Source organism: Nonomuraea cypriaca (genome assembly GCF_015645445.1).
Taxonomy (GTDB): Bacteria; Actinomycetota; Actinomycetes; order Streptosporangiales; family Streptosporangiaceae; genus Nonomuraea; species Nonomuraea cypriaca.
Window position 1 is genome coordinate 1 of sequence record NZ_JADOGI010000397.1, and the last position, 5,347, is coordinate 5,347.

Below are 5,347 nucleotides of genomic sequence, written 5' to 3' on the forward strand. Positions count from 1 at the left end.
CGGACGCCCAGAGCACCACGGCGGGCACCCGGAGCACTATGGCGGACGCCCCGATCCCCACCCTGGCGGCTCCCCCGGCGAACACGACCATCCCAGACGCCCCGCCGCCTGAGACCTGGCCAACACGACCGTCCCAGGCCCCACCGCCTGAGCCCAGCCGCCACGGTCGGCGCCTCCTCCGCCGTCGCCGCGATCGGCATCGACGCCGAGCCCGCCGAGCCACTACCGGACGGCGTGCTGGACATGATCAGCCTGCCCGGGGAGCGCCTCATGGTGCGACGACTCCTGCGCGACCACCCCGGCGTGTGATTTGCCGAGCCACCCTGCACGTCTGGCGCGCACCCTTCCGCCACGCTCGGCAATCGGGCGAAATCCACATGTGGGACGGCGGCCACCTGCCTGCTGGATCACGTCGAACACACCACGTTCGTCGCCGTGCGCACGGGGACGCAGCGCATGTCGGCGAGCAGGCCGGTGGTGGCCTCAACTGCCACCATCGACCGTCCGGGCCCCATCAGCGCCGGTACCGACCCGATCCCGGAGCGACACCGCGACATCGTGCGCGGGACCTGCGCTGACCGGGCTCTTGAATCGGCCGGGGCACTCGGCTTCGCTGTCCTTCCGCAGGGTATCCCTTAGCTCAGGTGCGACGGGATGAGGCGGAGAGGTGGCTGTGAATCGGCTGGGCCGGCTGTGGCTCAGGTAAGAGGACCGGGCCGCGGGTGCGGAGCCGGTGCCCGGTGTGATCGCGTGGATGAGCGGGATGCGTGGGCGGTTCCTGGCGGTGGCGATGATCATTGATGGTTCGTGGGACCGTTGGCGGTCATGGCAGTACGCCGAACGGTACCTGGGGGCGGGAACGCGCGGCTACAGCCGGTTCTCCACGTACCTCGACATCGGGGACACCTATCATCCGCAACACGGAGCGCCCGCCTTCGCGGTCCCCTCGTTCGTGGTGCCGGCCGGGCGGGGGACGTTCCTGCGCAGCGGAGTGGAGTCGGCGCTCACCGACCTGTACGGCGACGGCGAGAACTTCCTGCTGCCCGTCCATCCCGAAGCCCTGTCCCATGCCGGGCTCTTCGGGCGGGAGAGCCTGCTGACCTTCGAGCGCGGCCCGGACCTGCTGGTGGTGCCGTCGGCGAACGCACGTACGGTGTTCGTCGAGCGCATCGGTGAGCGGCCGGTGGAGCCGCACTTCGTCAAGCTGCACTACCCCAAGCGGGTGTCGCGGTTCACCCGGCGGCTGCGCCGGCCCGTCATCGCGCTGCACCTCTGGGTGGCCGAGCAGCTCATGGCGGCGGGCCTGCCGGTCCTGCCCGAGGTGGCGGGCGGGGTGCTCGGCCACCACGAGGAGGACTCCTGGGGCTTCATGATCCGCGAGGCCCACCCCCGGGTCACCACCGTGACCGACACCCAAGCAACCGGGCGCGGGGACACTGCCCAGCCGGGTGGGCGCGCGGACACCGGCCCGCCGGGTGACCGTGGGAACGCCGGAACGATAGGTGACCATGGGAACGCAGGGACGCTCGGTAGTCGGGATGCCGGAACGCCGGATGATCAGAGGGACGCCGGGACGCCGCCGTACGTGGTGCCGCTGTTCGCGCTCTACGGCGGGGATGTGCGTCGGCCCGGCGACCCGACGCTCATGGAGCAGCTCGTGGCGCGCAGCGGCGAGGACGCGGCCGGCTGGCTGGCCCGCCGCGTCGTCGCGCCCGTGGTGGGGCTGTGGGTTGAGGCCGTGCTGCGTACCGGCTGCGCGCTGGAGCCGCACGGGCAGAACGCGCTGTTCGCCTTCGACGGCGACGGAGACCGTACCGCCATCGTGTACCGCGACTGCGCGGTGTACATCGACCCGCAGATCCGGCGCGACCTGGGCCTGTACGGCGACCTGCCCCCGATCAACGTCATCTCCCGCGACATCGCGATGCCGCGGGAGCACGTGTTCAGCCTCACCTTCGACAGCTTCCTGGCCCACCACGCGCTGGAACGGCTCGCCCAGGTGGCCGAGAAGACGCTCGGCGTCGCGCCGGAGGTGCTGCGGGAGGCGGCGCGCGAGGCGTTCACGGCTGGCGGCGGAGCGGGCGTGCCCCTGCCGGCCACCGTCTATTACTACGACGACCTGCTGCGCCCGGACGGAAAATGGCGCCTGGTCGACACCGGGCGTCGGCCCACGTGGCGGTGCCCCTGAGCGCGCCGGCGACGGAACGGGCGATTAGGTAGTCGCCCCGTTCCAGCAAGGGTCAATGGTCATGCCTCGGAATGGCGGTGACCATGACCGCGGTCATGGTTTCTGGGAATGCCCCCATGACCTCTATGTGCCCAATGCAGGATATGTCTCCGTATTCGCTGAATTCTAAGGTGCTATCAGCAACCAAACACTCAGCGAAACGGGGTTTTGGCATGGCGGCGAATCACCCATTCGAGAGTGCCTCATGGCCGTACGCACCCTGACACGGATTCACTGATGCCCGAAGCCGTAGTGTCAGTGGACGATGGAGACCTTGCCTGTGGCGTGGCCCTCTTCCTGGTATCTGAGGGCCGCGGGGATCTCGTCGAAGGTGTAGCGGCGGTCGATGACCGGGGTGAGCCGGCCGGACTCGATGAACTCCGTCAGGGTGATCAGATTCTGGCGGGTACGGGGGTAGCCGATGACGTCCGTGAGGACGATGCGCTGGGACACGAACGGTGACACCGCCAAGGTCGCGAACATGTGGCCCGCGGGTTGCAGCCAGCGCCCGCCCGGCCCGCCGACGAGCACGTGGACGCCCTTGCGGGTCAGCACGCGCCGGCAGTGCGACCCCCGGCGGGTTCCCGCGATGTCGACGAGGACGTCGTAGCGCTGCCCGTTCGTGGTGAAGTCCTCCTTGGCGTAGTCGATGACCTCGTCCGCGCCGAGCTTTCTGACCAGGTCGGCGTTCCGTGCGCCGCAGACGCCGGTGACGTGCGCGCCCAGTGCCTTGGCGAGTTGCACGGCGAACGTGCCCACGCCACCCGAGGCACCGTTGACCAGGACCCGCTGTCCAGGCCGGACGCGCCCGTCGTCGCGCAGGGCGAGCAGGGCCGTGCCGGCCGCCAACGGCACCGCCGCCGCCTCCTCGAACGACAGGTTCTCCGGTTTCGGCGCCAGTTCGCTCACCGAGGCGCAGACGTACTGGGAGAAGCCGCCGTGTTTGGGCATGCCGTACACCTCGTCGCCGGGGCTGAACTCCGTCACGCCGTCGCCGACCGCCTCGACCTGGCCCGCGACGTCCGCGCCCAGGATGGTGATCTTCGGCTTGCGGAATCCGAGAGGGCCGGGCATCAGCCGGGAGATGTACGGCTCCCCTCGCATGAGATGCCAGTCGGCGGGCTGGACGGAGGTGGCCCGCACCCGTACGAGCACCTCGCCCGCGCCAGGCACGGGCTGGTCGAGATCGGTGAGCTCGAGAACGTCGGGCGAGCCGTACGCGGGCAGGACGAACGCCTTCATCGAATGTCTCCTTTTCCCCGGGAAACCCGGCCAGATGGCACTCAGTGTGTCCCTGACCTGCGTGAAGGCTCAACGGTCGAAAGTACGAGTTCGTGGGTGGCCGATCGGCCGGGTCAGTTCCCGACGCGGCGGGTCTCGTAGGCCCACATGGCGATCTCGACGCGGTTGCGGACGCCGAGCTTGGTCATCAGGCTCGCGATGTGGCTCTTGACGGTGCTGAGTGAGATGTGCAGCTCGTCGGCGATCTCGCTGTTGGTCCGCCCGCGCGCCACGGTGGCGAGGATCTCCTCCTCGCGCACGGTGAGCGCGTCGATGGGCTGCGGTCGCCGCGTGGCGGGGCCCGATCCGGCGAAGGCCGCGAGCAGCCGGGCGGTGATGCTGGGGGCGATGAGCGCGTCGCCGTCGGCGGCCGCGCGTACGGCCTGGGCGAGCAGGTCGGGTCCGGCGTCCTTGAGCAGGAAGCCGCGGGCGCCGGCCCTGAGGGCGGCGTAGACGTACTCGTCGAGGTCGAAGGTGGTGATGACGACCACGGCGAGGGGGTCGTGGACATCCGGTCCTGCCAGGGAGCGGGTGGCCTCGATGCCGTCGAGTCCGGGCATCCGGATGTCGAACAGGCACACGTCGGGACGCAGGCGCCGGGCGAGTTCGACCGCGCGCCGCCCGTCGGCGGCCTCGCCGATGACCTCGATTCCGGGCTGGGCGTCGAGGATCATCGCCAGCCCGACGCGGGCGATCTCCTGGTCGTCGGCGACGAGCACCCTGATACTCATGTCACCGATGCTCATGTCGCCGATCCGGTACGGGGCAACACGGCGGTCACGATCCAGCCTCGGCGGGGACCCGGGCCGGCTTCGCAGGTGCCGCCGAGCAGGTCGGCGCGTTCGATCATGCCGATGAGCCCGTAGCCGGGTGACGCGGCCGGGAGGACGGAGCCGTCGCCGTCGTCGCTCACGCGTAATCGCACCGACGTGGCGTCGGCGTCGACGCGGACCTGGATGTGGGTGGCGTGCCGCGCGTGCCGCCGGGCGTTGGTGACCGACTCCTGCGCGATGCGGTAGATCGCGGCCCCGACCGACGGCGGCAGGCCGTCGAGGTCGCCCAGCAGTTCCACGTCGACGTCAGGGCCGACGCGGGAACGGCCGGCGAGCTGTTCGACGTCCGTGACGCTCCGGCCCGGTTCCAGTTCCGCGGGCTGGTCACGGCGGAGCACGCGGACCATGGCGCGCATCTCGGCGAGCGCGCGAGACGCCTCGGCCTCGATCACGCGCAGCGCGTCGGTGGCCGCGTTCGGCCGCGACGCCGACGTGGCCAGGCCCGCCTGCGCGCGGATCGCCATGGCCGAGACGTGATGCGCCACGGTGTCGTGCAGGTCTCGGGCCAGTTGCTCGCGTTCGAGCAGCTTGACCTGGTCGAGCTCGCGCATCCTGGCCCTGGCGCGGTAGCGCGACGCCACACCGAGGGCCATGGCCGCGAACATGACGGCGACCGCCGCGACCGCGTCGGCGAGCACGGTGCGGCCGAAGAGGATGGAGAGGCAGAGCGAGACGAGCATGGTCGCCAGCCCGATCACGGCCTCGCGCCCGGCCCCCCACCGGAACAACGCGTACACCATGATCAGTAGAAACGCCATCGTGTACGTCTCCACGGCCGCGCCGCCCATCAGCAGCGGAGCCACGCTGGTGGTGGCGAAGACGATCGCCAGCATCAGCAGCGGCCTGGTCCGGCGCCACAACAACGTGAACGCCAGCCCGACGGTGACGGTCACCGCGATGACCCGCCACGGGAGGTCCGGCCGCAGGACTCCTTCGAGCAACGCGACCGGCACGAGCACTCCCACGAGCGCCCAGTCGCGCCACACGCGCCTGGGCGGGTTGGGCG

4 protein-coding genes are annotated in these 5,347 nt (G+C 70.6%); 1 reads left to right on the forward strand and 3 read right to left on the reverse strand.

Annotated elements, in window-relative coordinates:
* Positions 1-754 precede the first annotated feature (754 nt).
* Complete coding sequence (locus ITP53_RS53555) at positions 755-2,188, forward strand: IucA/IucC family C-terminal-domain containing protein (RefSeq protein WP_195903171.1); 1,434 nt, start codon at positions 755-757, stop codon at positions 2,186-2,188.
* A gap of 294 nt (positions 2,189-2,482) precedes the next feature.
* Here the strand turns inward: ITP53_RS53555 and ITP53_RS53560 are convergent, their stop codons facing one another.
* The 3 genes from ITP53_RS53560 to ITP53_RS53570 all read right to left on the reverse strand — a co-directional run.
* The gene (locus ITP53_RS53560) at positions 2,483-3,469 is read right to left on the reverse strand and encodes an NAD(P)-dependent alcohol dehydrogenase (protein WP_195903172.1); all 987 of its coding nucleotides are present in this window, start codon (positions 3,467-3,469) and stop codon (positions 2,483-2,485) included.
* A gap of 113 nt (positions 3,470-3,582) precedes the next feature.
* Positions 3,583-4,239, reverse strand: a complete 657-nt coding sequence (locus tag ITP53_RS53565) for a response regulator (protein ID WP_195903173.1) — start codon at positions 4,237-4,239, stop codon at positions 3,583-3,585.
* 11 nt (positions 4,240-4,250) lie between these two features.
* Positions 4,251-5,347: sensor histidine kinase (locus tag ITP53_RS53570; RefSeq protein WP_236052197.1), on the reverse strand; the 1,097-nt coding region annotated here is incomplete at its 5' end.

Coding starts and splice junctions, on each gene's coding strand:
- ITP53_RS53555 (WP_195903171.1), top strand. CDS start 755: ATGAGCGGGATGCGTGGGCGGTTCCTGGCGGTGGCGATGATCATTGAT.
- ITP53_RS53565 (WP_195903173.1), bottom strand. CDS start 4,239: ATGAGTATCAGGGTGCTCGTCGCCGACGACCAGGAGATCGCCCGCGTC.
- ITP53_RS53560 (WP_195903172.1), bottom strand. CDS start 3,469: ATGAAGGCGTTCGTCCTGCCCGCGTACGGCTCGCCCGACGTTCTCGAG.